Origin of the sequence: Halobacteriovorax sp. HLS (assembly GCF_004006665.1) — a bacterium.
In the GTDB taxonomy this organism is placed as follows: domain Bacteria; phylum Bdellovibrionota; class Bacteriovoracia; order Bacteriovoracales; family Bacteriovoracaceae; genus Halobacteriovorax.
Genome location: NZ_QOCL01000002.1, coordinates 1 through 24,162, shown reverse-complemented (window position 1 = coordinate 24,162; position 24,162 = coordinate 1). Strand labels below are relative to the sequence as shown.

Annotated in this window: 26 protein-coding genes and 1 tRNA gene; 21 read left to right on the top strand and 6 right to left on the bottom strand. The window is 35.6% G+C overall.

What is annotated here, in order from left to right:
* The first annotated feature begins 16 nt into the window (after positions 1-16).
* A complete protein-coding gene (locus tag DPQ89_RS03130) occupies positions 17-412 on the top strand; it encodes a response regulator (RefSeq protein WP_164848238.1) in 396 nt (131 codons plus the stop codon).
* Here DPQ89_RS03130 and DPQ89_RS03125 read toward each other — a convergent pair.
* Together DPQ89_RS03125 and DPQ89_RS03120 are read right to left on the bottom strand one after the other, a co-directional pair.
* A complete protein-coding gene (locus DPQ89_RS03125) occupies positions 405-839 on the bottom strand; it encodes a FliG C-terminal domain-containing protein (protein ID WP_127715097.1) in 435 nt (144 codons plus the stop codon). The genes DPQ89_RS03130 and DPQ89_RS03125 overlap by 8 nt on opposite strands.
* A 21-nt stretch (positions 840-860) precedes the next feature.
* Positions 861-1,286 carry a hypothetical protein gene (locus tag DPQ89_RS03120; protein WP_127715095.1) on the bottom strand — a complete coding sequence of 142 codons (426 nt, stop codon included), beginning with the start codon at positions 1,284-1,286 and terminating at the stop codon, positions 861-863.
* A gap of 90 nt (positions 1,287-1,376) precedes the next feature.
* Here DPQ89_RS03120 and DPQ89_RS03115 point away from each other — a divergent pair, with 90 nt between their 5' ends.
* The 3 genes from DPQ89_RS03115 to DPQ89_RS03105 are packed head-to-tail and all read left to right on the top strand — an operon-like array spanning position 1,377 to position 4,046.
* Complete coding sequence (locus DPQ89_RS03115) at positions 1,377-2,561, top strand: thiolase family protein (RefSeq protein ID WP_127715093.1); 1,185 nt, start codon at positions 1,377-1,379, stop codon at positions 2,559-2,561.
* 4 nt (positions 2,562-2,565) lie between these two features.
* Entirely contained in the window at positions 2,566-3,867 is a 1,302-nt protein-coding gene (locus tag DPQ89_RS03110) for a hypothetical protein (RefSeq protein WP_127715091.1), read from the top strand.
* Entirely contained in the window at positions 3,849-4,046 is a 198-nt protein-coding gene (locus DPQ89_RS03105) for a hypothetical protein (protein WP_127715089.1), read from the top strand. Before DPQ89_RS03110 ends, DPQ89_RS03105 begins: the two co-directional genes overlap by 19 nt.
* Here the strand turns inward: DPQ89_RS03105 and DPQ89_RS03100 are convergent, their stop codons facing one another.
* Entirely contained in the window at positions 4,047-4,592 is a 546-nt protein-coding gene (locus tag DPQ89_RS03100; RefSeq protein ID WP_127715087.1) for a hypothetical protein, read from the bottom strand.
* 118 nt (positions 4,593-4,710) lie between these two features.
* Here DPQ89_RS03100 and DPQ89_RS03095 point away from each other — a divergent pair, with 118 nt between their 5' ends.
* From DPQ89_RS03095 to DPQ89_RS03060, 8 genes are all read left to right on the top strand, one after another.
* Entirely contained in the window at positions 4,711-5,583 is an 873-nt protein-coding gene (locus DPQ89_RS03095) for a HEAT repeat domain-containing protein (RefSeq protein WP_127715085.1), read from the top strand.
* A gap of 124 nt (positions 5,584-5,707) precedes the next feature.
* Positions 5,708-6,211, top strand: coding sequence for a ubiquinol-cytochrome c reductase iron-sulfur subunit (locus DPQ89_RS03090; RefSeq protein ID WP_127715083.1), 504 nt, complete (start codon positions 5,708-5,710; stop codon positions 6,209-6,211).
* Positions 6,212-6,248: 37 nt separating this feature from the next.
* Positions 6,249-7,031: a cytochrome b N-terminal domain-containing protein gene (locus DPQ89_RS03085; protein ID WP_206611130.1), complete on the top strand. Its 783-nt coding sequence runs from the start codon at positions 6,249-6,251 to the stop codon at positions 7,029-7,031.
* Positions 7,032-7,059: 28 nt separating this feature from the next.
* Positions 7,060-8,136: a hypothetical protein gene (locus tag DPQ89_RS03080; protein ID WP_206611129.1), complete on the top strand. Its 1,077-nt coding sequence runs from the start codon at positions 7,060-7,062 to the stop codon at positions 8,134-8,136.
* A gap of 34 nt (positions 8,137-8,170) precedes the next feature.
* Positions 8,171-11,011, top strand: coding sequence for a c-type cytochrome (locus tag DPQ89_RS03075; protein ID WP_127715079.1), 2,841 nt, complete (start codon positions 8,171-8,173; stop codon positions 11,009-11,011).
* A gap of 64 nt (positions 11,012-11,075) precedes the next feature.
* Entirely contained in the window at positions 11,076-11,714 is a 639-nt protein-coding gene (locus DPQ89_RS03070; protein ID WP_127715077.1) for a heme-copper oxidase subunit III, read from the top strand.
* Entirely contained in the window at positions 11,714-11,941 is a 228-nt protein-coding gene (locus DPQ89_RS03065; protein WP_127715075.1) for a hypothetical protein, read from the top strand. The genes DPQ89_RS03070 and DPQ89_RS03065 overlap by 1 nt, the downstream gene beginning before the upstream one ends.
* Complete coding sequence (locus DPQ89_RS03060; RefSeq protein ID WP_127715073.1) at positions 11,925-12,464, top strand: DUF420 domain-containing protein; 540 nt, start codon at positions 11,925-11,927, stop codon at positions 12,462-12,464. The genes DPQ89_RS03065 and DPQ89_RS03060 overlap by 17 nt, the downstream gene beginning before the upstream one ends.
* Here the strand turns inward: DPQ89_RS03060 and DPQ89_RS03055 are convergent.
* Complete coding sequence (locus tag DPQ89_RS03055) at positions 12,454-13,608, bottom strand: aminotransferase class V-fold PLP-dependent enzyme (RefSeq protein WP_127715071.1); 1,155 nt, start codon at positions 13,606-13,608, stop codon at positions 12,454-12,456. The genes DPQ89_RS03060 and DPQ89_RS03055 overlap by 11 nt on opposite strands.
* Positions 13,601-14,692 carry a tryptophan 2,3-dioxygenase family protein gene (locus DPQ89_RS03050; RefSeq protein ID WP_127715069.1) on the bottom strand — a complete coding sequence of 364 codons (1,092 nt, stop codon included), beginning with the start codon at positions 14,690-14,692 and terminating at the stop codon, positions 13,601-13,603. Before DPQ89_RS03050 ends, DPQ89_RS03055 begins: the two co-directional genes overlap by 8 nt.
* A 163-nt stretch (positions 14,693-14,855) precedes the next feature.
* On the opposite strand from DPQ89_RS03050, the gene DPQ89_RS03045 reads away from it, so the two are divergent.
* From DPQ89_RS03045 to DPQ89_RS03010, 8 genes are all read left to right on the top strand, one after another.
* Positions 14,856-15,827: a heme A synthase gene (locus tag DPQ89_RS03045; protein WP_127715067.1), complete on the top strand. Its 972-nt coding sequence runs from the start codon at positions 14,856-14,858 to the stop codon at positions 15,825-15,827.
* A gap of 26 nt (positions 15,828-15,853) precedes the next feature.
* Positions 15,854-17,677: a heme o synthase gene (gene cyoE, locus DPQ89_RS03040; RefSeq protein ID WP_127715065.1), complete on the top strand. Its 1,824-nt coding sequence runs from the start codon at positions 15,854-15,856 to the stop codon at positions 17,675-17,677.
* A gap of 113 nt (positions 17,678-17,790) precedes the next feature.
* Positions 17,791-18,585 carry a cytochrome c oxidase subunit II gene (locus tag DPQ89_RS03035; RefSeq protein ID WP_127715063.1) on the top strand — a complete coding sequence of 265 codons (795 nt, stop codon included), beginning with the start codon at positions 17,791-17,793 and terminating at the stop codon, positions 18,583-18,585.
* Between the two features lie 33 nt (positions 18,586-18,618).
* A complete protein-coding gene (locus tag DPQ89_RS03030; protein WP_127715061.1) occupies positions 18,619-20,352 on the top strand; it encodes a cbb3-type cytochrome c oxidase subunit I in 1,734 nt (577 codons plus the stop codon).
* A gap of 1 nt (position 20,353) precedes the next feature.
* A complete protein-coding gene (locus tag DPQ89_RS03025; RefSeq protein ID WP_127715059.1) occupies positions 20,354-20,947 on the top strand; it encodes a cytochrome c oxidase subunit 3 in 594 nt (197 codons plus the stop codon).
* Between the two features lie 9 nt (positions 20,948-20,956).
* On the top strand, positions 20,957-21,853 hold the full coding sequence (locus DPQ89_RS03020) for a cytochrome c (protein WP_127715056.1): 897 nt from the start codon (positions 20,957-20,959) through the stop codon (positions 21,851-21,853).
* 4 nt (positions 21,854-21,857) lie between these two features.
* Complete coding sequence (locus DPQ89_RS03015; RefSeq protein ID WP_127715054.1) at positions 21,858-22,541, top strand: SCO family protein; 684 nt, start codon at positions 21,858-21,860, stop codon at positions 22,539-22,541.
* A gap of 11 nt (positions 22,542-22,552) precedes the next feature.
* Positions 22,553-22,834 (top strand): cytochrome C oxidase subunit IV family protein, encoded by a 282-nt coding sequence (locus tag DPQ89_RS03010; protein WP_127715052.1) that lies wholly within the window; start codon positions 22,553-22,555, stop codon positions 22,832-22,834.
* Positions 22,835-23,166: 332 nt separating this feature from the next.
* Here the strand turns inward: DPQ89_RS03010 and DPQ89_RS03005 are convergent, their stop codons facing one another.
* The gene (locus DPQ89_RS03005) at positions 23,167-23,742 is read right to left on the bottom strand and encodes a peptidylprolyl isomerase (protein ID WP_127715050.1); all 576 of its coding nucleotides are present in this window, start codon (positions 23,740-23,742) and stop codon (positions 23,167-23,169) included.
* Positions 23,743-23,951: 209 nt separating this feature from the next.
* Between DPQ89_RS03005 and DPQ89_RS03000 the strand changes: the two genes are divergently transcribed.
* Positions 23,952-24,027 (top strand) — tRNA-Ala (locus DPQ89_RS03000).
* Positions 24,028-24,162: the final 135 nt, after the last annotated feature.

Below are 24,162 nucleotides of genomic sequence, written 5' to 3'. Positions count from 1 at the left end.
AATTAAGGAGTATCTTGTGTTAGATAGATTAAAAGTTCTTGTTGTTGAAGATGAAGAAGAGATCAGAGACTTTGTTGGATTTTGTCTTGAAGACTTCTTGGGCAATAGAGTGGAGTACTTTTCTTCTAGTGATGGGCTTGATGCACTTGAGAAGACAAAAACGTGCAAATACGATTTAATTATAACTGATATTAATATGCCTAATATGGATGGAAAAGAATTTATTCAAAGGGTGTTGTCGGATCAGACTATAAATAGAGAGACACCAGTAATAGTTCTATCTAGTTACCCAGATATAGGCTTTGACCAAGATAATTTAATTTATATTATGAAAAAGCCTTTCAAGATTGAAAGGCTGACTAATATTGTAAGAATTGCTTTAGGAAAGAAGCTAGTTAAAGAAGCTAGTTAAGCTTTATTTGCTGTCTTCTGTTAAGGGTTCCTATTGTTTGAACAACTTTCTCGCGGGCTTTCTTTATAGAATCATTCTCGTTACTTAAATTTGCTTTCATCGCGTGATATGCTTTTTCGGCATACTCTCGTGGCAGAAGTGATAAAACTCTTTTTTGAAATTCTACTGAGCTTGCACGAATAGCTACACCAAAAACACCGGAGTGAACGCTACGAGTAAGAGTTTTAAGGTCAAAGTCGTTGAGCTTATAAAGATCATTAAATGAAATACTTTTTTCAATTAGCTCTGCAGCGAGTTGAGGGTTTCTCATTTGAATATTTTTAAAGAGAGTCGCTTTTTCTTCTTCTGGCATGATCTGAAGCATTTCAATAATCTGTGCTTTACCATTAATGAATACACCACTTTCTTTTTTTGAATTTGAATCCATTACTTATCTCCAGGAGAAGGATTATGCGTCAGCGTCCCATTTCATCTTTTCTTTGATGTATTTTTGGCGCGCATTTTCAATTGTTTTCTTATGATTTTGAACGAGGTTTTCAATCTCATTTTCTTGAGTTTCTTTTATCTCACTAACTTGATCCCCATGGGCCTTTTTAAGGTTCATTAGTTCCTCTTTAAGTCTTTCGTTTTCTAGTGAGAGGTTAGTTTTTTGTTTACTACGAACATCTGTTAGCTTTTGTTCTAACTCTAGTTCTAGAGTATTTATTTTTTTCTCATAGTCTTGGTTAAGTCTATTTAAAGTCTCTTCGTTCTTCTTTACTTCAGAAGTGTACTTTCTATTGTGTTCAGATCTGAGTTTCTTTACTGCTAAATTAAACCGTTTCTCCTCAGATTCCTGGAAGCGAGAAGCTTTAACTTGGTTTATATTTGTCATTTTTGACCCATTGAGAAAAGTTTTGCAGAATCATTACCTGCGACACTATAATTTTACAGAATTCTATGCATTCTAAACAAGGCGGAAAATATGGCATCTATTGAAAGTGATAAAATTTACCTGGTAAATGGAAAGAGAACTCCTTTTGGAAAATTTGGAGGCTCTTTAAAAGATATTTCCCCTGTGGACCTTGCTGTTACTGCGGCAAAGGCAGCAATTGATGAGATCGGCCTTGATCCTTCGAAAATTCAACATGTTATCTTAGGTAATGTCGTTCCTTCTACTACAGATACTATCTATGGTGGACGACACTTAGCTCTAAAATTAGGGTGTCCAGTTGAAACACCAGGCTATGTTGTTAACCGACTCTGCGGCTCAGGTATTCAGTCAATCCTCGATGCTTCTAGATTAATTAAAATGAAAGAGGCCCAGTGTGTACTTGCTGCTGGTTCTGAAAATATGTCTTTAGTTCCTCATCTAACTTATGGAGCAAGATTTGGTACCAAATACGGAGCTTTAAAGAATGTAGATATGTTACTTGATTCTTTAACTGATAAATATACTAATTCTCCAATGGGAATAACTGCCGAAAAATTGTCTGAGCAATTTAAAGTTACTAGGTCTGAATGTGATGTTTTCGCATTAAACTCACACATAAAAGCAGCGAAGGCCTATGCTGATGGACACTTACAGGGTGAAATTTCTCCTGTTGAGTTAAAGAGAGGTTCATGTGAAAAAGATGAACACTTAAGAGAGTCAGCTTCTATAGAAGATATGAATAATCTAAGAGCAGCATTTAAGGATGGTGGAGTTGTAACAGCAGCTTCAGCTTCAGGAATTGTAGATGGTGCTGCTGCGGTGATAGTAGCGTCGGGACAATTTTGTATTGATAATAAATTAACTCCGCTGGCAGAAATTGTTGATGGAGAAGTTGTTGGCGTTGACCCAACAATTATGGGAATTGGTCCTTCTCCTGCTATAAAAAATATTTTATCTAGAAATAAGATGACTTTAGAGCAGATAGATCTTGTTGAAATAAATGAAGCCTTTGCTGGCCAAACGCTTTCTTGTGTTAAAGATCTAGGTCTTGATGAGGATAAGCTTAATATTTGGGGGGGAGCAGTTGCACTAGGTCATCCTCTTGGTGCCTCTGGAACGAGGATTTCTCTCACTCTTGCTAGACAATTACATTCCACTGGGGGAGAATTTGGAATAGCGTCAGCTTGTATCGGTGGTGGTCAAGGGATTGCTGTTCTTTTAAAGAGGCATAGTTAGGTTAATGGATAATATTTTTATATATAAAGATGATTACGAGGCCTTTAGAAATTGGCTCGGTTTGAATCTTGAGTCTATCACTTGGCAAGGACGATTTCATAACGAATTTGAAGAGTTTTGGAATCTGTTCTTCTTGGATGGTCTTTCATTAGAGCAAATCTCTCAGCGTTTTGAATATGCTACTACCAATACTAAAGTCGGTCCGATAATTTCTTGGTTTCAATGGATGAGAGAGAAGTTTATCAGCTTTGTTTTCATATCAAAGGATATTTCTGTTTTACGTCTTTCTAAAGAATTTTCTATAAGTGTTTCTGAGACAGCTTCTATTCTAAGACTTTTCTTTATCGAAGTTTTTCCACACTTAGAGGATCAGTTTTCTGAAAGTTTTCAGGTTGGTAATAAAGCGTCAAAGAATATTTACTTATCTTATAAAGATTTAAACTCTAAGTATCATTTAGACGAAATTGTTCGCGGAAGTCATGACGAAGAAATTATGCCTTCATTGGAAGTTACTCTCTATGATGAGTGGTCGATTTTTTTAAGTAAAATGAAAAAAGATTTATTTTATCCTGAATTTAACTTAAAGAAGATTCGCAAGGAAGCAACTTTAAAGAAGCAGGCCATCTTTATTCTAGAAGTATTTGCTTTACTCGTTGTTGGTAGCGCAATTTTCTTCGTTTTAAAATATGGAAATGAAAATTTCGAAAAATATCTAACCGAAAAAATTAGTATTTATGAACCACAGTTTACTTGGCTTGATAAGAGTTTAACATTTAAATCAAATGATAAAGAAGTCGAAGAAAACTTTGACTTAAATATTAGTGATCTTGAAAAAGTTGATGATACGGCAAGCCAGCTAGGGGAAGTTTTAGTTGATGAAAATAGGTATGATGTGGAGTCTGAAGTTGTGTTAACTTCTATGGATTCTTTGCCTAAGAACTTTGAAGTCGTTGATTTAGAACAGTCCAATTATGAAGAATTAAGAAATAGAGGTTATAGAGATTCACGCTATGGTAATACGAAAGTTTACAGAGTGATGATGAAATCAGTAGATACTGGCAAAGTTAGAAGTAATCTTGATAAACTCCTTTCAAAGTATAAGATAACTCAGGTTGATAATGTTAAGCCGGGCTTGTCAGTTCCTGGAGGTTATTATTATAATCTCTATGTTCCTAGAGTTAATTTGCAAGAGTTTATGGCACAAGTTAGTGAAGTCGATGAGACAGTAATTTTTGAAAGTAGAACTAGAACAGTACGAAATCCGCCAGGAAAAAATAAGGTATTTATATGGGTAAAAAGATTGTAAGAATTTTAATATTGATGACTTTTGCAACTACAGTGAGCTCTTGCTCAACTGCTAATCAGAAAAAAGCCTCTGAGAATATTAACAAGAATAGCCAAGAAATTTACAATAAAGTGAAAAAGAAGGAAGGTTATTGTTCTCCGTTAGATAAAGCAACTGGCGGTTGTGATAAAAAGAAATAGTTACATTTGTCCGTCTGGAATTTCAAATAGGCCTTTTACTTTACGTAGTAAAGTATGGCTTTTTCCAAGGTAGTACCACTGTCTGAAAAAGCCAATAACCATAGAGGCAAGAAAGCCATAAATAACTCCAGAGTGAGTCGTTTTAGCAACAAGTCCTGTGTCGTGAGCTCCGCCAAGAAGAAAACCAATCATTCCGAGAATTAACATAAGCATAGTCCATGGAATAGTTTGTCTTTTGCAAAGATCTGCATCGTGAACAAATCTTTCAACCTTCTTTTTATAAGGAGCAAGGTCTTCTGGTGCTTCTTCAAAAAGTTCTGCCAAGTTATTTTCAGAGTGAAGAATCATATGAATATTATTTACTAGCCTAGATACTCCAATGAAATAGAACATTACAAAAGCCTGCGCAAAAATAGTGTAGATAAAAACCATAATTGCCAAATGAATATGTGAAAGATTCACAAGGTCATAGCCAAGGGCCTTTGCTGCAGTGAGTAGCACTGATAAAAGCATAATAAGTATTAATGTTCTAAGAAGGTTTGCCATTTCTGATCTCGATTAGCTTTAATTCAATTGTCATAGCTGTGTAGATTTGTTAGTAAAAACATTAAATAATCGAAACTGAACATAATCTAATAGTAGGCAATTGAAAAGGCTCAATTCCATGAATGAAAATAATGATGAACCAAAGAAGCTAGTTTTAAAGGGTGATAAAAAATTACTTGAAAACCCTTTTCTAGGAAGTCTTGTTGTTCCAATAGCCATCGTATTGGTGGGCGCATTGATCATTTTTGGTGTAACTAAGATGTTGTCTACCGAAACATCTTATAAAGACCATGTTCACGAACTTCAATCAAAGGCATTTGGTAATAAGTGGATAGCTGCTTTTGAACTAAGTAAAAAGATTGCCTCTTCGCAGATTCCTGAGGAAGACATTCCTTGGTTAGTGGAAAGCCTAACTGACGTTTATAAAAATAGTCCTGATCCAAGAACTCGCGACTTTGTTGTTGTTGCTCTTGGAGCTCTTAAGCATGAGAAGGTCGTACCCTCTTTAACAATGGCGCTTGAAGATGAGAGTCCTGATGTTAAGTTTCACGCACTTGTAGCATTGGGCAATCTCGCAGACTCTTCTACAGTGGATTGGGAGAAGTTGAAGCCATTTTTTAGCTCTGATGATCACGCTTTAAGACAGGCCGTAGTTCTGACTGCTGGAACTCATAAGGTTGAATCTTTAGAGTCACTTGTCGTTGCAAGCCTAAAAGATGAAAGTGTTGCTGTTCGATACTCTGCAGCAACAGCATTAATTTATTATAAAAATGAAGCAGCTCTTACAGTGCTTCAGGATTTACTCTTTAACTCTGATAGAAAGGGGTTTGACGTAAATCAGGTTGGAAACTTAAAACTAAATGTATTGAGTGCTATAGAGAAAGTTAAGTGGTCAAGATTAAATAGTGTTGTGCAAGACGTTGTTACGAGGGATAATAACCCAAAAGTTACAACTAAAGCACAACAAGTCTTAAATTCATTGAAAAATTAAGACATTATTTGCATAATCTAACTACGTAATTTTTTTAAAATTTTAATAATTAATAAACCTCGAAATCGAAGTCTTAATAAGCTTGGTTTTCGGGGTTAAAAAGTTTGTTCTAAAAGGTTTAAGAATGAGTGAAGACTTAAAAAAGAGTTTGAATCGAAGAGAGTTTTTTAGCTACCTGTCTGTTGCATGGATTTCTTTTACAGCAGCATGTGCTGGTCTAGCGAGCTTAGCTTTTCGTTTCTCGTATCCTAACGTTAACTTTGAGCCAGAAATGGATTTCATTGCAGGCTTTCCGGCTGATTATGAGGAAGGTGTTGATGAGAGATGGAAGAACGGATTTGGTGTATGGATGGTAAAGCAAGAAGGTAAACTTGTTGCTCTTTCAAATATCTGTACTCATCTTGGTTGTGTTCCGAACTGGCTACCGGCTGAATTAAAGTTCAAGTGTCCTTGTCACGGTTCTGGTTATTATATGACTGGAGTAAACTTTGAGGGACCAGCTCCAAGACCATTGGAAAGATACAAGATATCACTAACTGCAGAAGGAACGATTAAGGTTGATAAGACTAAGGTTTATCGTTCAGAAAAAGGTCAGTGGGATCACCCAGATTCATTTATAAGCGTTTAATCGATAGTAATAATTACTAGTTCAAAGGTAGATAAAGATGTCAGAAAAAGGTTTGGCACAGAAAGTTAGAGAAACACAAGTTTGGAAATCAATTTTCAGACATGGACCACCAGACAATGCTCGTAACAGAGCTAGCGTTGTGGCAGGAAATGTATTCTTACACTTGCATCCAATTAAGTTAAAAAAATCAGGGGTTCAACTTGGTTATACTTGGTGTATGGGTGGATTAACTTTCTTCATTTTCTTAGCGTTAACAGTAACAGGACTTTTATTAATGTTCTATTACAGGCCAACTGCTGAATATGCATACAACGATATTATTGCTCTTAAGGAGCACGTTCCTTTAGGGATAATGAGGGAGATACATAGATGGGGTGCCCATGCCATGGTTATCACCGTGTGGCTTCATATGTTCCGAGTCTTTATGACAGGTTCGTATAAACCACCACGTGAGTTTAACTGGGGGATTGGTGTTATTCTTCTTGTACTAACTCTTTTACTTTCATTTACAGGTTACCTTCTTCCATGGGATCAGCTTGCAATTTGGGCCATTACCGTTGGTTCGAACATGGCGAAAGCGACTCCGTTTATGGGGCATGGTGGTCCAGGTGCGGCTTTAGCGCAAATTGGTGATTTCGTTATGGTGTCTGACAAGAACGACGTTCGCTTTCAGTTACTAGCGGGTCGTTTCGTTGGAGAGCCAGCGTTATTAAGATTCTACATTCTTCATTGTGTATTTATCCCACTTGTTGTTGGTGTGTTGATAGCTGTTCACTTTTGGCGTGTTAGAAAAGACGGTGGAATCTCGGCTCCACTTTAGTTAGAGAATAATTTTTTAAGGATAAGAAATGAAAGAATTAATTAACTGGTTAGCGGATCCTATTAGATCATTCCCGATCTTTACGATTTTGTTCTTCCTGATGATTAGGTATTACAAAGTTATTGGAACTAAGAAATTTGGTGTTTGGTCTGTTATTGTTTCAATACCAGTTGTTGGATGGTTTTTGGCTGATCCAAACTTTTTGGCAATTGTTCTTTGGCCGGATAATATTCCTATCAATATTATTATAATTTTAATTTGTTTTCTTACGTGGCTCACTCTTTATAAGTGTGCTGAAAACGATAAGAGAATTGAGCAAGGACTTTGCCCAATTGAAGCTTTACCTGAGAATAAGGAAAAAGTATGGAGTTGGCCAAACCTAGTATATAACGAATTATTTGTAATGATTGCTACGACTATTTTTCTAGTCGTTTGGGCGATTATCTTTAAGGCTCCACTAGAAGAGCCAGCTAACGTAACTTGGGCACCAAACCCAGCCAAAGCTCCATGGTACTTTCTTGGTCTACAAGAAATGCTTGTTTACTTTGATCCTTGGATGGCCGGTGTTGTTCTTCCTGGAATCATTGTTGTTGGTTTGATTGCAATTCCATATATTGATACGAATCCTAAAGGAAATGGTTACTATACATTTAGTGAAAGAAAACTCGCAATTACTTCGTTCTTATATGGATGGTTAGTTTTATGGATCTACCTTATTATTGTTGGAACGTTTCTGCGTGGACCAAACTGGACTTTCTACGGACCTTTTGAGTACTGGGATTTCCATAAAGTTGTTGCAGAATATAACGTGAATCTATCTGAATATATTTGGATTAAAATTCTAAATGTACCGATGCCTAAAAATCTTGTAATTAGAGAGATTTTCGGGATTATCTTAACAGTACTCTACATGGTTGCTCTGCCTCTGCTTTCTCTTAAGACAAAGCTTGGAAAGGACTTAATGGAAAAGTCTGGAGCGATTAGATATTACATCTTTATTTTCTTATTCATAATTATGATGAGTTTACCAATAAAGATGGTTTTAAGATGGTTAATTAATTTAAAGTATATTGTTGCACTACCAGAGTGGGAACTTAACCTGTAGTAAAAACACTGATAGTGAAAAAAGGAAATAAGCGATGAGCAAAAAGCAAGAGCCAGGTATGGCTTTTAACATGCAAACACTTAACAAGATCTTTGCATTTCTTTCTGTTGCATTTTTGGTGACTGTTGTTTGGGTTTTTCTAGATGATTATATTCGTCCATGGAAAGCCGTGCAGTTAAAAGGAATGAAAATTAAGCAAGAAAAGATTGCTAAGAAAATCGAAGCAGCTGAAGGTGAGATCAATAAAGAGAAGCTTGAAAAGTTTGAGATGCAACTCGAAGCTTCTAGAAAGACTGTGCAAGATAGAAAAGATAAAATTGCCAAAGCACAGGCTACACTTGATCTTATTAAAAAAGATATTCAAAACGAAACGATCGTTAAGGGTATTGCTAACTCGCAAGTATCTGCTGTTGGTTTCCAATATGGTGTAGCACATGCAGAACATGCTCCGAACGCGAAAGAGCTTTATAAAAAACTGCAAGGCCTTAAGGTAGAATTTGCAGAATCTTCTGAAAGAATGAAGCAACTTCAAAAAGAAGAGAAGTCTATAACAAGACAGATTGCTACTTATAATAAAGAAGTTACTGATACAGAAAGAAGTATCGACAAGATAGTTGGAACGAGAGACTTACTTTTAAAAGCAAAAGATAAGCTTAAAATGGATCCGATCTTCGCAATTAGAAATATGCCTTTTGTTGACTTCTTAGATCCAACTCTAAAGATACAACAAGTTGTTTTAGAAAATATTACAGACGATAGATACTTTAGACATGTTCCTAAGGTTGATCGTTGTATGACTTGTCACGTTTTCATCGCCGATGAAGGTTATGAAGATCAAGAGAACCCTTATAAAACTCACCCTAACTTAGACCTTATGGTTGGAGCTAAAGGGATTCACCCAATGAAACAATTTGGTTGTACTACTTGTCATGGTGGAGAAGGACATAGAGTTAATGACTTTAATTCTGCTGCTCACATGCCAAAAGATGAGGAACAACAAAAAGAATGGGAAGAAAAGTATAACTGGCATGAGCCACATAAAGTACCTATCGTTCAGTTTAGAAGAGGTCAGTACGAAGCTGGTTGTGTAAAATGTCACGACAATGTTGAATACATTCCACAGGCAACTGTTGTTAATGATGGTAAGAGAAATATTAGAAAGTTCGGTTGTTATGCATGTCATAAAATCGAAGGTTGGGAACATAATAGAAAGCCAGGGCCAAGTTTAGAAAAAGTTGCTTCTAAATTGGATAAAGAATTCTTTAAGAATTGGGTATGGTCACCAAAGTCATTTAATAAGCATGCGAAAATGCCTCAGTTCTTTAATCAGACAAATAACGATAAGCCGGAATTTGTTAAAAAGAATATTACTGAAGTAAATGCAATGGCCGATTATGTTTACGAAAAGTCAAAAGACTATAAGCCTTTTGCTAAATATGCTGGTGGTAATACTGCCAGAGGTAAGAAGCTTGTTCGTGAAGTCGGTTGTATGGGATGTCACGGAGTTGAAGACTTTGCACCAGAATCTAAGAAAGTAGATGCTTTTGTAGGTCCTTACTTAGATGGAATTGGTTCTAAAGTTAAGAGTCATGATTGGATGGTGTCTTGGTTATTAAAACCATCTCATTATCAAGAAGACACGATTATGCCTTCATTTAGACTATCAAATAGAGAAGCTAATGATATTGCAGCTTATTTAATGTCTAAGAAGAATAAGAAGTTTGAAGAACTTAGGTTCGAGCCTCTTGATACTAAAGTTAGAGACGATCTACTTGTTGAGTATTTCGCAGCTTTCGAGCCTGTAGAAGTAGCAAAAGCAAGGCTTGAAAAGATGAGCGATCACGATAGAACAATGGAGCTAGGTTATAGATCTATTGGAAAGTATGGTTGTTACTCATGTCATAATATAGAAGGGTTTGAGGGAAGAGCTCCTATTGGTCCTGAATTAACTAAACTAGGTTCTAAGCCACTAACTCAATTTGGTTTTGGACATGAGAAGGTTGCTCATTCAAGAGATGCTTGGGTTAAAGCTCATTTAATAAATCCTAGACGTTGGGACAATGGTGCAGATAAACCATTTAAAGATCTTTTAAGAATGCCTCAGTTTTACATGACCGAAAAACAAGCTGATGATATTACTGTTGCTCTAATGGGACAAGTTTCAGATAAAGTTCCTGCAACAGGTGTTAAACAACTTGATAAAGATGAAGCCGTTGTAGCTGAAGGGATGAAAGTTGTTACTAAGTACAACTGTATCGGTTGTCACCAAATTGATGGAGACTTCGGTGATATCTTAAAAATATACGATGAAGATATTAATCAAGGACCTCCACGTCTAGTTGGGCAAGGTCATAGAGTACAGTCTGATTGGTTACAGAACTTCTTAGGAAATGTGTATCCAATAAGATACTGGGATAAGGACTTCGCTTCTAATCCAATTAGAATGCCTTCATTTAACTTAAGTAATGAAGAAAAAAACAAGCTAGTTGCGATGTTCCAGCATAAAGAAAAGCAAAAAACTTTTGAAGACAACTCTAAGCCAGTTGTTTGGGAAAGAGGTGAGAGACAAGCTGCTGTTAAATTGGTTGAGTCATTGGCCTGTAATTCATGTCACGCTGGTCTTCAGGGAAGTCCATCTGAACCAACTGCTCCAAACTTAAAGTTTGCGAAGAGAAGGTTAAGAGCTTCTTGGATTAAGAAATGGTTATCAGATCCTCAAGCAATTATGCCAGGAACTTTAATGCCATCTTTCTGGGAAGACGGAGAAAGTATGGACACTGAAATTCTTGGTGGAGATGCTGAGAAACAAAAGAATGCTTTAGTTAAATACTTATTAGAAATTGGTGAAGATAAACTTTCACCGTTAGATAAATAAATTTCTAGGCCTTTAGTAGGCCTAGTTCTTTAATTCACAATTTGAGTGAACTTAGGAGTAATATATGGCAGGACACAGTAACGAAGTTGTGGCACACGATGGAATTATTGATTATCCAAATGATCCGGAATTCGGAAAAGCTAGTCCAAATAAAATTGGGATGTGGCTATTTCTTGGTACAGATGGAATGTCATTTTCTGGTCTTTTAATTGCTTATGCTGTTTTAAGATGGACTGCGGTTGATTGGCCAAATCCTGTTGAGGCCCTTGGTGGAGTTACTCTTTCTGGGATTATGACTTTTATTCTAATTTGTTCTTCAGTGTCGATGGTACTTTGTATCGATGCATGTAAACAAAGAGATCGTCAGGGAATATTGAATTGGCTTGGGATAACTATTATAGGTGGAGCATTATTCCTTGGTATTCAAGTATACGAGTACTATCACTTAATGCATGAAATGGGGATGACTTTTAGTACATACACTAAAGGTAATAACCTCTTTGCTTCAACGTTCTTCTCTATTACAGGTTTTCACGGTCTACACGTTTTTACTGGGGTAACTTATCTTTGTTATATGTGGAAGCTTGCATATGATGGAAGATTTGATAAGGGTGATTACACTCTACTTGAATTAGCGGGACTGTTTTGGCACTTTGTTGACCTCGTTTGGATTCTAGTTTTTACTTTTATCTACCTGCTTTAATGAAATACTTTTACGCAAAGCTATTTATAGCATTTCTTTTTATTCTTGAATCTGCAATGGCCTGTCCAGGTTGTGCAGGTTCTATGAATAACCCTAAGGATAAGTACTTAGTTTACATTTTGATGGGATTTATAGCTCTTTGTTATATTCCATTCTACTTTATTTATCGTTTGATTATTAAGCACAGAAACTTCAACGAACAACTTGAAGATGCTACAAGAAACTAATTCTTCTCAAAAACCTTATATTGTTATTGCAACACTCAGTTCAATCGTAATTGGCTTTCTAGTGTGGTTAATCTATTTTAAAACACCCGCGGCAGCTAGTGGGGAGTGGGTCGCCTCTCTTCCTGCATTAAATGCTCTTTTGAACTCTGTATGTTTTGTTTTCTTGGTTTCAGGTTATTTTCTAATTAAAATGAATAAAAAAGCAGCGCATATTATGTGCATGTTACTTGCAACGATTAGTTCATTTTTATTTGTTGTAAGTTATATTCTTTATCATCATTTTCATGGTGACACTAAGTTCTTAGCAACAGGCACAATTCGATATGTCTATTTTAGCATTTTAATTAGTCATATTGTTTTATCAATACCTTTGGTTCCTTTAGTTCTTTCTACGCTATGGAATGCTTTTAAAAAGAATTATAGTGCGCATAAGAAATTTGCAAGGATAACATTTCCGATATGGATATATGTTTCTATTACGGGAGTTTTAATTTTCTTGATACTTAATAATTTTAATCTTTAAATATTTTCGAAAACTCATAGTTTAAATCTGTATAAATACTAAACCCAAATCTAAGCCTATTCTTTCTTGAATCAGTTTCCACTCCCTTTGACTCTAGCTTTTTCTTGAGAGCGATAACTGTCTCACTGTCTGGAAGATCAAATGTTAAAAAGTGACCATGACAATTTATATTTCGAAGTATTAAATTTTTAGAATTTAATAAAGAGTGATCTTCTTTTTTCATAGATTCTATAAATCTATTTTGACATTCAATAACGTGATCATGAATATTCGATACTGTTACTGATTCCTTCTTATATAATTCTAAAACACTTTCTAATCTATAGAGTGCGCTAAAGTCCATGGTTGAGCCGGCAAAACGCAGACCATTGTCAGGATAACTTACTTTTTCTAATTCTAAGTTATCAAGGTTTTCGAGATCAGCAAACCATCCTGTATTTCTTGGCGTAAAAGAGCAGTCTTTAGGAATGGTCGTGAAGCAGCAACCTTCACCTGCTCCTGCATATTTATATGATCCAGCAAGGTAGAATATTTTATCACCAATTTTAGATAGATTCGTTGGTACGGCCATGAATCCATGATAACCATCAACTATAATTTGTGAGTTCGTTGTGAGTAACGTTAAAATATATTGTTCGAAATTCTCTAGACATAGGCCTGAATTAAAGAATACTTGTGAAAGGAAAATAATATCGTAGTTATTTTTTGATTCATCTAGAAATCTTTCTTCAAAATTATGGAAAGGAAAAGTCGGTACTATTTTAACTTCAATCATATCGAGTTCGACTAATCTCTTTAGTTGTCTTGAAAAGCTATAAAATTCTGAATCAGTTGTAAGTAAGGATATCTTCTTCTGATATGAGCTGAGTATTCTATATACAAGTTCGTGAGTATTTGGAGCAAAAGCAATATCGCTTGGCCTATCAAAGTCTAGTACTTCCGATAAAAGCTTTTGGACATTGGGAACTTTTTTAGAAAATATTTTTTCCCACTTATTATCTACAAGATCACAGGAGTCTTCCCAGTAATCTAACTGTGCGTCTTTGGTGCAATCAGGCCAGTAGTGATGACTGTGGCAAGCAAAGTGCCCTATGCCTTCATTCTTTTTTAGAAAATTTGAAAAGTACTTTCTATAATTACTCATTGAAGTGATAACCTAGCTTAATTTTAACTTCATTAGGAAGTTTAGGTAATTTCGAAGAAGGAAGTAAGAAGGTTGATAAATTAAAAAGATCGTTATAAACACGATTATTTTCTGCAGCCATTTTTAAATAGTGATGTCCAGAAGATCCACCAGTTCCAATTTTTGTACCAAGCATTCTTTGCGCCATAAGAGCATGTCTATATCTCCAGGTCGTGAATAGTTCGTCTATGTCCATTAGTGCTGTTAAGAATTTATATGGTAGATGTAATATAGGCTCTTCTCTGTATAATAAAATAAAAAGAGCATTCATTGTCGCCGTTCTTGATAAAGATCTTCTACCTAACTTTATAAGGTCATTATGTTTTTGTTCATTAAGTAGAGATGAGAATGTTTCTCTTGTCGCATTTAAATTTTCTATCTGCATGGCCATTGCTCGAGAATCTAAACTGGCCTGATTTTGATGAATAATTTTCTCATCATAATCTAGCATTTTATCAATTTCTTTTTCGTACTCATCCCAAAAGTTAAATCCTTCGATCTTAGTAAATGGAATTCTTTCTAGCCAAGCTTGTGTTAGCTCTAGTAGAGAAGGAGACTTTTCTATTTCAATTATTCTTGCTTTGTCCTCGTCATTAAGCCTTCCGAGAAAATACTCTCTATCTACAGCTTTTCTGTTATTGGTCTTTAGACCCATTAAAACTTCTACCTCTCTAAACTGAACACTTTGAAAACCTGAAGCAGGTACAAGCAAATCTCTAAACTCTAAAAAGTCCATTGGTGTCATTGTCTCCATAACACCGAGTTGATCGACAAGAAGAGCTTGTATTTTTGTAATTCTCTCAAGCCTTGCAACAACTTTAGAAAGATCCTTCTCATCAACTGTCTTACCAGAAAATAAAGTCACTATTGACTTTAGTTCATGAAGTATTTGCTTAAACCATAATTCATAAACTTGGTGAACTAGAATGAATAGAGTCTCATCATGAGCTTCATTTCCATGATCTTTAGACTTTGGATGTTGGCAATCGAGAAGCTTGTTTAGATTTAAGTATTCGCCATAATATACTGGTTCGTGTGTTTTCATTTTCTCACCTTGTTAGATGTAAATAGTATATAAAAATACTGATTATGAAAAATATTTGAGTCCATCTAATTATTAACTAACTCTTTATAATTACTAGTGTAGTAAAATTGCTCATTAGTCTTATTTTTGATATTTGTTCTCTTCTAAATGAAGGGGAAAGAGGATGGATAATAAGAAGCAAAAACTATTTAAAAAGATGCTTAATCTTTGTATTTTTACTGTTTTCTTTCTTATTTTAGTAGGTGGTTTAGTAAGAAGTACTGGCTCTGGTCTAGGTTGTCCTGATTGGCCAACATGTTTTGGTAAATTGATCCCACCAACGGATATTTCACAACTTCCTTTAGATTATAAGGACCAATTTAAGGTTGCAGGAAAGATTATAGCTGACTTTAGTCCAATAAAAACTTGGACAGAGTATATAAATAGACTGGTTGGAGCAACTACAGGAATATTTGTTATTATTCTTGCTTTCTTTTCCCATAGCTACTGGCAAGAGAATAAGAAAGTGACAATTTTATCTTGGGCATCTGTGTTTGCCGTAGGCTTTAATGGATGGTTAGGTGCTGTGGTTGTTGCTTCGCATTTAAAGCCTTTTATTATAACCCTGCATATGCTTATGGCAGTAGTGACGATCTTTATTTTACTGCAAGCAAAAATTGAAAGTGCAAATGATCAATTATCAGCATACTTGGATCAAAATATTGGTAAGAGTATGAAAAAGTTAATTATCTTCATTATTTTTCTTAGTGCTGTTCAGATAGTTCTAGGTACACAAGTTCGTGAAGAGATTGATCATATAAGTCACTCCTTAGGAGCAATGGCCAGAGAAACTTGGATTGGAAAATTAGGTGTTGTATTTTTAGTTCACCGCTCTTTTTCTCTTTTACTAGTGGTAACTAGTTTTATTCTATTTAGAAATTGTCGATCATTAAAGCCTCAGCATAGCTTAATCAAGGGCTGGGTTAATATTTGTCTTTTTCTTTTAGGAATTAATATTGTCTCGGGTGTAACTCTTTCCTATGGAGGATTTCCTGCAGCGGTGCAACCTCCTCATCTTCTGTTTGGATTAATGCTTGTTTCTGCTCAGTATTACTTATTATCAATCGTATCTAAGTCTTCAACTCTTGAAGTGTGATAACTAAGAGAGTATAAAAAGTTTTCATGAAATTAATTCTAAGTTTAACGATATTTCTAACTTATCTCCTTATTATTTTAGGAGGCCTGGTCCATAATACTGGTTCGGCACTTAGTTGCCCCGACTGGCCATTATGCTATGGAGAACTAGTTAACACTACTAGCCAAGGATCTTTCTTAGAGCAAATGCATAGAGTTATAGCTTCGTTAATTGGATTTTTTTCAATGGGGGTTTTTATAAAATGCAGGAGCTATAAGAAAAGTCACCCTAGACTATATAGATTTTCTTTAGCGACATTTATGCTCGTTTTGTTTCAAGGTGGCCTAGGTCTTTCCACTTTCTTATACAAATTACCGACACTAATCTCTACAACTCATCTTGCTTTTAGTTTAATTTTCTTTTGCTGTCTTCTTAGTTTAAAAAATGAGTGGAAGCTCATATTTGAAGGAAATTTTCTATCCTCTGATGATAAAACTGCTTTGCAGAAAACATATAATCCAATGATTAGAGATGGGATTTTCTTTTCTATCTCGATTGTTGCAATTCAGGTTTTTCTCGGTGCTGTCATGAGGCATAGTGGGGCCGGTAATATATGTGGATTAGGTACATCTATTTTTCAGTGTTTTGAAAGGGAGACCACGCAAATTTTATATTGGTCATTAAACCCTAAGGTTCAAATAAACTTAGTGCACAGGTATGTTGCATTACTCGCTTTTGTAGTTGTTGTTTGGAATGGTATGAGAGTATTTTTGATGGCCATGAGAACTAATACGCTTTCTAAAGATCTTAGAGTCAGTATTCTTCTTCACAGTGCTAGTTTAATCTTTCTTATTATTTTACAAGCAATCTCTGGTGCGATTGTTTCGAAATCAAATATAAGTGTTTTTCCTACAACTTTTCATCTTGCCAGTGCCTGTTTGATTATCTGGAACCTATGGTCCCTAAGAAATAGAGTCAGGAATCTAGAATTGAATCTTTTTGGCGAAGTCAGGCACACTTTTGTTAGTGATGTTTTAGAGATCACTAAACTCAGGCTAGGAACCCTTGTTGTTATAACTATTGCTGTCGGTATCTTTGCGGCGCCCGGGAATATCAATTTCTTTAAGGCCATTTTATCGCTCGTTTTAATGACTATGGTTGTATGTGCGGCGACGACACTTAATTGTTACATTGAGCGTGACGTTGATAAGAATATGGAGAGAACAAAGAATAGAGCTCTTCCTTCTGGTAGAATGAAACCTGGAGTTGCACTTTTTATAGGTTATTCATTACTGGCGATTGCTCTTCCACTTCTTGTTATTTTTGTTAATTGGCCAACGATGATACTTTCGTTAATAGCTGCCGTTCTTTATCTCTTTGCTTACACTCCGATGAAATTAAAAAGCGAAGCGGCACTATTTGTTGGAGCAATTCCTGGAGCAATTCCGCCGGTTATGGGTTGGACAACTGTTACCGGCAAAATTGATGCTATGTCCGTAGCTCTATTTTCAATATTATTCATTTGGCAGATTCCGCACTTTTTGGCCATTGCGATGTATCACGCCAAGGATTATGATGCTGCGAATATAAAAGTGTATCCAAATAAAATTGGTTTCTCTAAATCAAAGAGAGATATTTTTCTCTATACTATTATATTGGTACTAGTTTCTCTAAGCCCTTACTGGATTGGGTTTTCGAGTGTTACTTATAGAAATATAGCCTCAGTTTGTGGGATTTCGTTTTTAATTTTATCGTCATTTGGATTTTTTATTAAGGATCATGACGCAGTTCTCTCTTGGGCGAGAACATATTTTTGGGCATCGATTATCTATTTACCACTACTTTTGATTTCTTTAATTTTCTTTAATTGAATTCTGTAGTAGAAGAACCTAGAAAAATCATGCTTTTATATATAGAATATACTGATTTAGAATATATATTTTTTAGTAATTTTAACTTCATAGCGTATTGAAGGGTTTTATCTATGACTGTTTTATCCACTGTGGTTTCTAACACTGCAAAAAATTGGACACTCTGGGAGCAAATGCAAGCTCCTGAGGACATCTCTGTAAATGGCCATCTTATTGATTGGCTATTCAACTACACGACTTACATGAACATCTTTTTCTTTGGATTGGTGTGTGCAGGTCTTTTTGGTTTCTCGTACTTCTATAGTGCAAAAAGAAACAAGAAGGCTTACTACACTTACGGAGATAAAAAGATCCACGTAATCATTTCATGTGTAATTGCACTATCAGTTTTCATTGGAATTGATATGAATATTACAAGAATTTCGAATGATGATTATGTAAATGTTTTTGCTAAGTGGCCGACAGAAGATGAGAAGCCTCTTCGTATACAGGTAATGGCTCAACAGTGGGCTTGGCACTTTAGATATGAAGGTAAAGATGGAGTTTTTAACACTGACGATGACATTGTTCAGCTTAACGATCTTAGACTTCCTGTAGGAAGAAAAGTGCTATTTCAAGTAGTTTCTAAAGATGTTATCCATTCTCTCTATTTTCCAAATACTCGTAGAAAAGTTGACGCAATTCCAGGAAGAGTTACTAGACTTTGGTTTGAATTAACTAAAGATGGTTATTACAACATTGCTTGTGCGGAAATGTGTGGAACTTATCACTATAGAATGAAAGCCTATTTAACTTCATATACTCAAGAGAACTATGATATTTGGCTTAAAGAAGCTCAAGAAAAAGCTATTGCCCAAAATGATCGCGAAAATGCAGATCTATATTGGGGATGGCCTTGGAACTGGTAAGAACGAATTTAATTTTTAAGGAGATATAAGGCCATGGCTTTTTATGAACAACATATTCACGATGCGCCAACTACTTTTTTGTCTAAGTATATTTTTTCTTATGACCATAAAGTAATTGGAAAACAATTTCTTTGGTACGGAATCCTTTTTCTAGGAATCGGTGGGATAATGGCCCTAATGATTCGTTGGACTCTGGCATTCCCTGGACAAGCTTTTCCTATCCTAGGAAATTTCTTATTCCCAGCGACTGGCGGAGTAGTTCCGGCCGATACATATGCGATGCTATTTACGATGCATGGAACGATTATGATCTTCTATGCGATAACACCTATCCTAATTGGCTGTTTTGGAAATTATCTAATACCGTTGATGATAGGCGCAAGAGATATGGCATTCCCATTACTCAATATGCTTTCATTTCATTTAGCTGCATTGTCTGGAGTTTTATTACTTGCTGGACTATTTACTCCTCTTGGAGCGGCAGCTGGTGGTTGGACTTCGTACCCAACTCTTTCTACTTTGATTGGTTCCCCTGGCGTGGGACAGACGTTGTGGACACTGGCAATTTTTGTTTTAGGTGTTTCTTCAACAATGGGTGCAATTAACTATATTACTACTATTATTACCTTAAGAGCACCTGGTATGGGATACTTTGATATGCCATTATCAATATGGGGCCTTGGTTTGACAGCAGTTTTAAATGCTATCTTCTTACCAGTTCTTGGAGCAGGATGTTTACTTTTAGTATTTGATAGAGTTTTCGGAACAGCTTTCTTCCTCGCTGGAGCAGCTGCAACTTCTGGAACAGGTGATCCAATTTTATTCCAACACGTTTTTTGGATTTTTGGTCACCCTGAAGTTTATATCCTTATTCTTCCGGCGTGGGGAATTGTGTCTGATCTACTGTCTTTCTTTTCAAGAAAGCCAGCATTTGGAGCAAAAGCGACTGCGCTTTCTATGACAACTATTACTATTCTTTCAACAGTTGTTTATGGTCACCACATGTATACGACTCAGATGTCTCCACTTCTGACTCAATCATTCATGACACTAACTATGACTATCTCTATTCCGTCTGCAATTTTCTTCGCAAATTGGCTAGGGACACTATGGAAAGGTTCGATTAGATTTCACTCACCAATGTTATTTTCATTAGGTGTAGTATTTGTATTTGGGCTTGGAGGTCTTACTGGATTATACCTTGCAACTGTAACAACAGACCTTTACTTACATGATACTTATTTTGTAGTTGGTCACTTTCACTACACAATGGCCGCTTCGGTTCTTTTGGGTGGTTTTGCTGCTACTTACTTTTGGATGCCAAAGATGTTTGGAACTATGATGAATGAGTTCTGGGCAAAAGTTCACTTCTGGATAACTATTCTTGGTTTAAATGGAATCTTTATGGGGATGATGATTGTTGGTTATGCAGGTATGCATAGGCGACTTTATAACCCATTTATCTATGAATTCGCACAGAGAATGATTGATATAAATACTTTTGTCACTTGGTCAGCAATAACAATGGGATTAGCTCAATTTATTTTTGTGTTTAACTTTGTTCATGCTGTTTTCTTTAAGAAAGAAAAAGCTAGTGCAAACCCTTGGGAAGTAGGAACTCTGGAATGGACTATTCCTTCTCCGGCCCCTCACTACAACTTTAAGGACATCCCTGTTGTTAAGTGTGGACCTCATGAATATGGAAACCCTGCTCTTACTGGAGATGTGGATTTCCAATTTCAAACTGAAGAATTAGCGAAGTCTTAATATGAGTGAAGCAATCAGCATGAATACTATGACGAAGGAAAGATATGGAAGAAGGTTAACTTCTTCCATTGCTATGACAGTCGTTCTAGTCACTTTTTCTATGCTATTTGCTTCTTTCTTCTTAGGATTTACAGTTTTTAGAATTACTTCTGATGTATGGCCTCCGATGGGCTTTGAAAGAATTGATTTATTTCTTCCGACATTGAGCACTGTGATTATTATGATGAGCAGTTTTACTATGTGGAAGTTTGATTCTTTATTCTTTAGTGAGGGTAAAGAAAAGAAAATATGGTTCTTTGCAACTATATTTTTAGGTTTTTCATTTATGGCATCTCAGGTGTTGTTATGGACTGACCTACACTCTAAAGGAATATATGTTCAAGATGGGATTTTCCCGTCAATTATTTATTCTTTTACTTGGGTTCATGCTGCACACGTAATAGTGGCGTGGATGGCATTATTTTATTTATTACCTACTCTTAAAGTAGGTGTGATGATTCCTAGTTATGAAAACCGCGTGATTAACGTAGGTAAATTTTGGCATTTCTTAGGAATTGTGTGGCTTATTATGTATGTAACTTTGTTTCTAATATAGAGGAAAAACATGAAGAAAATTACTCAGTTAACCTTAACTTTTTTATTACTTGGTGCTCTAACATCTTGTAGCGAAAGTCACTTTCGTGAGGATAAGATTTTTGCTGGCGGTAAATTTGTAACAGCAAAAACTTTGAATAAAGGTAAAACTCTCTATACCGAATTCTGTATGCCTTGCCATGGCGTTAATGGAGATGGAAAAGGTGTAGCTTCTAAAGGTATGAAGGTACCACCAAGAGATTTCACTACAGGTATCTTTAAGTTTGGATTAGTCCCTTCTGGTGAATTAGTACACGATAAGCACTTATTTACTCTTTTAGATAAAGGGCTAACTGGGACTGCAATGTTGCCTTGGGATCTTTCTGAAGATCAAAAAGAGTCGGTTGTACAATATATTAAAACTTTCGCACCTAAAGTTTGGGAAGGAAAGGATAAGGACTTAGGAGCTGAAGTACAGCTCGTAAAAGATCCGTATGGTATAGCTCACAAGACTGCAGCGATTGAAAAAGGTAAGAAAATTTATCACGGAGAGGCGAACTGCCAATCATGTCATAGAGCGTATGTTGGTCTTAAGGAACTAGGTCAGCTTTCTGGTGAGAACCCAAGAGAGATCGATATGGAGGTTTATACACAAAAGCCTCAAGAAACAGAGTGGGGATTTCAAAATATTCCGCCTGACTTCACATGGGACCTTGTAAGAAGTGCGAACACAGTTGAAGAACTTGCTCTTCGTCTTGCTGCTGGAGTAGGTGGAACATCTATGCCTGCTTGGAAAGACACTATTACTGACGAGCAGATCTGGGCCGTTGCTTACTACGTAAAAAGTTTAACAGAATTAAAAGATACTGATGCACGTAAAGTTTTAATGGAAGAAATTAAAAATTCTAATAAGGCATACGGTAAATAATATAATGACGACAAGAACTGGCTTCATTAGAAAAAACACACTTATTGAAAAGCTTGTACTAAGCAAGCTTTTCTGGTTTCTTTTAAGTGCCTTCTTGTTCAGTTATCCAATAATTAAATCAGTAAATAGAACACTTCCGCCACCACTGCCTAAAATGTATAAAGTTCCAGAGTACAGCTTAACGAATAGCTTTAATAAGCCATTCGGAAGTAAAGACTTAAAGGGAAGGTTGTATATCGCAGGGTTTATGTTCACTAGTTGTCCGACAACTTGTCCAGCGCTAATGGAGAAAATGGACTTAATTCAAAAGAGAGTTAGAGGGTTAGGTCAAAAAATTGCTATCGTAACTTTCTCTGTTGACCCAGAAGTAGATACTCCGCAAGTTTTACATAAGTATGCTCGTAAGCGTAAGGCAAATCCTTTCGTTTGGACGTTTTTAACAGGTCGTAAAGAAGATTTACGAAGTGTTATAATAGATGGCTTTAAGGTACCAATGGGAGAGCGTGAGCCTATGGTAGGAAACCTTAATGGAGAGGAAGTTACCTTGATGGATATAGCTCATAGTGAGAAATTTGTTTTAGTCGATTGGAATGGATACGTTAGAGAATATTATTCAACAGATAAGAACGGTATTAATAAAATGATGATTGATGTCGGTCTTTTAGTAAACAGTAGTGAAAAAAGATAAGGGGAAATATAATGTCTGAAACTCATCACCATAGTCACAAAAAATTATATATAATAATTTTCTTTGCATTAGCAATTTTAACTGGAGTTGAATTAATTATTCCTGAGTTAAGTGTCGCTTATTCTCTGAAAGCTTCTTCGCTGGTTGGTTTAGCTCTTGGTAAGGCTTTCTTAGTTGCTTATTTTTATATGCATTTAAATGAAGATACAAAATGGTTGAAATATATTGCAGCTGTTCCTTGTTCTGCTTTCTTGTACGCAGCAGTTTTAATTGCTGAATCAATGTTTAGATAAGTGGAAAATACGATTGAAGAAAAAGTCCTTTCTCCAGGAGAGGGCTTAGCTCAAAAAAACCTTAGAATAGATTCATCATGGATTATCTTAGGTATTATTTCTTCTCTTATTATTTTTAAACTACTTTCATCAATTCTAAATTCAAAAAAAATAGGCCATCATAATTGATGGCTTTTTTTATTAATACTTTTCTAAGAGTAGTTATTTATTAGAAAAGAAAACAGCTTTTCATAATAGAAATCACAGATCACTAATTTAAATATCGTTAATTCTTTAGATAGAAAAATGGAAGAGGTTTCATTTTTTTAAGTCGAAACCTCTAGGGAAATTAATTATAACTGTAAAGAAATGGTTATTATTTTATCATTCAAATTAATTAGTTCTAAAACCTCTAAACCGTCTACTACTTGACCAAAGATAGTATAATTTGAATCTAAGTGTGGAAGTGCAGTTAGAGTAATATAAAACTGTGAATCTGCACTATCTTCGTTTTTCGGATCTCTCGCTAATGCAACAGTTCCTTTTATATGTTGAAGTTTGTTAAACTCTGCTTTTAACATTTGCCCGCTTCCCCCTTTACCAGAGCCTGTTGGGTCACCAGTTTGAATTAAAAAGCTAGGCTCAACTCTATGAAAAGGTAATCCATCATAGAACCCTTTTTGAACTAGAGTTATAAATCGAGTCACACTGTTAGGAGCCTCTTTAGGATATAGTTTAAAAACAATATTTCCCTTAGCTGTTCGAAGTATTACTTGTGCCTGAGAGAGCCCGTTTTCATCGACCTTTAGGTCTTTCGAAGTAATAGTTTGATTAGAACTTAAGTCATTAGGAGCTATACTTTTCGACTTTTGATCACAAGAAAGAAAAGAGAAGAGAATAAAAAGAATAGAAATGTATTTTAAAGTCATAAATTTACCAATTTTAAATATATTTTATAGCACAAATTAGTCTGGGCTAATGAGTTGTATTATCAGAGCCTTAACTCAATAAATATGCTCCCTAAGATTATGTAAAAAAAAGTAAAAAAACACAAATTAATTTAAAAAGTATGTTGACAGCTCGACCGATAACCCATAAATTACGTCTCACATCGAAACACAGTAGGTTTTGGAAGCACGGGGGTGTAGCTCAGTTGGGAGAGCACTTGCTTTGCACGCAAGGGGTCGCAGGTTCAACTCCTGTCATCTCCACCATTTACTTATTTGTTTCGGCTCTTTAAAATTCGAATAATAGTTAAAGATATGAAGCTTCGGCTGATTATCAAGATGAGAAGATCCCAAAGAAAAGAAGTGTAATCAAGAATTAAAGTCTTGGCGTAACTAAATCTT

Bases quoted from the DNA above. Each gene is read 5' to 3' on its own strand.
- DPQ89_RS03015 (WP_127715054.1), top strand. From the start codon at position 21,858: ATGACGACAAGAACTGGCTTCATTAGAAAAAACACACTTATTGAAAAG.
- DPQ89_RS03010 (WP_127715052.1), top strand. From the start codon at position 22,553: ATGTCTGAAACTCATCACCATAGTCACAAAAAATTATATATAATAATT.
- DPQ89_RS03030 (WP_127715061.1), top strand. From the start codon at position 18,619: ATGGCTTTTTATGAACAACATATTCACGATGCGCCAACTACTTTTTTG.
- DPQ89_RS03080 (WP_206611129.1), top strand. From the start codon at position 7,060: ATGAAAGAATTAATTAACTGGTTAGCGGATCCTATTAGATCATTCCCG.
- DPQ89_RS03045 (WP_127715067.1), top strand. From the start codon at position 14,856: ATGGATAATAAGAAGCAAAAACTATTTAAAAAGATGCTTAATCTTTGT.
- DPQ89_RS03070 (WP_127715077.1), top strand. From the start codon at position 11,076: ATGGCAGGACACAGTAACGAAGTTGTGGCACACGATGGAATTATTGAT.
- DPQ89_RS03055 (WP_127715071.1), bottom strand. From the start codon at position 13,608: ATGAGTAATTATAGAAAGTACTTTTCAAATTTTCTAAAAAAGAATGAA.
- DPQ89_RS03100 (WP_127715087.1), bottom strand. From the start codon at position 4,592: ATGGCAAACCTTCTTAGAACATTAATACTTATTATGCTTTTATCAGTG.
- DPQ89_RS03115 (WP_127715093.1), top strand. From the start codon at position 1,377: ATGGCATCTATTGAAAGTGATAAAATTTACCTGGTAAATGGAAAGAGA.
- DPQ89_RS03020 (WP_127715056.1), top strand. From the start codon at position 20,957: ATGAAGAAAATTACTCAGTTAACCTTAACTTTTTTATTACTTGGTGCT.
- DPQ89_RS03035 (WP_127715063.1), top strand. From the start codon at position 17,791: ATGACTGTTTTATCCACTGTGGTTTCTAACACTGCAAAAAATTGGACA.
- DPQ89_RS03050 (WP_127715069.1), bottom strand. From the start codon at position 14,692: ATGAAAACACACGAACCAGTATATTATGGCGAATACTTAAATCTAAAC.
- DPQ89_RS03110 (WP_127715091.1), top strand. From the start codon at position 2,566: ATGGATAATATTTTTATATATAAAGATGATTACGAGGCCTTTAGAAAT.
- DPQ89_RS03090 (WP_127715083.1), top strand. From the start codon at position 5,708: ATGAGTGAAGACTTAAAAAAGAGTTTGAATCGAAGAGAGTTTTTTAGC.
- DPQ89_RS03060 (WP_127715073.1), top strand. From the start codon at position 11,925: ATGCTACAAGAAACTAATTCTTCTCAAAAACCTTATATTGTTATTGCA.
- DPQ89_RS03120 (WP_127715095.1), bottom strand. From the start codon at position 1,286: ATGACAAATATAAACCAAGTTAAAGCTTCTCGCTTCCAGGAATCTGAG.
- DPQ89_RS03095 (WP_127715085.1), top strand. From the start codon at position 4,711: ATGAATGAAAATAATGATGAACCAAAGAAGCTAGTTTTAAAGGGTGAT.
- DPQ89_RS03085 (WP_206611130.1), top strand. From the start codon at position 6,249: ATGTCAGAAAAAGGTTTGGCACAGAAAGTTAGAGAAACACAAGTTTGG.
- DPQ89_RS03065 (WP_127715075.1), top strand. From the start codon at position 11,714: ATGAAATACTTTTACGCAAAGCTATTTATAGCATTTCTTTTTATTCTT.
- DPQ89_RS03005 (WP_127715050.1), bottom strand. From the start codon at position 23,742: ATGACTTTAAAATACATTTCTATTCTTTTTATTCTCTTCTCTTTTCTT.
- DPQ89_RS03075 (WP_127715079.1), top strand. From the start codon at position 8,171: ATGAGCAAAAAGCAAGAGCCAGGTATGGCTTTTAACATGCAAACACTT.
- cyoE (WP_127715065.1), top strand. From the start codon at position 15,854: ATGAAATTAATTCTAAGTTTAACGATATTTCTAACTTATCTCCTTATT.
- DPQ89_RS03025 (WP_127715059.1), top strand. From the start codon at position 20,354: ATGAGTGAAGCAATCAGCATGAATACTATGACGAAGGAAAGATATGGA.
- DPQ89_RS03105 (WP_127715089.1), top strand. From the start codon at position 3,849: ATGGGTAAAAAGATTGTAAGAATTTTAATATTGATGACTTTTGCAACT.
- DPQ89_RS03125 (WP_127715097.1), bottom strand. From the start codon at position 839: ATGGATTCAAATTCAAAAAAAGAAAGTGGTGTATTCATTAATGGTAAA.